1 protein-coding gene is annotated in these 222 nt (G+C 56.8%); it reads left to right on the forward strand.

Annotated features, from left to right (window positions below; genetic code table 11):
* A partial coding sequence (locus tag AACR93_RS03985) for a hypothetical protein (protein ID WP_043852287.1) occupies positions 1-222 on the forward strand: 222 nt, incomplete at both ends.

Genomic DNA, 222 nt, shown 5'->3' on the forward strand with positions numbered 1-222 from the left:
TGGAAGAGGAGATCCTGCGCACCAAGAGCGGTGCCGATCTGGTGACCCGTCTGCATGCCCATAACCCTTGGCTTATCTGCTCGCTGGTACACAAGTTCGGTCGCACGCCAGAAGGCGAGTCGGATGACGAAGATGATGGCAGCTCGGATGATTTTATTGCTGATATGCGCCGCAGTTTGCCCTCGGACTTCAGCCCCAAGGGGCAGCTGTTTGTGTTTGTCG

The sequence above is a fragment of the Aeromonas sp. L_1B5_3 genome, assembly GCF_963866575.1.
GTDB lineage: Bacteria > Pseudomonadota > Gammaproteobacteria > Enterobacterales > Aeromonadaceae > Aeromonas > Aeromonas jandaei.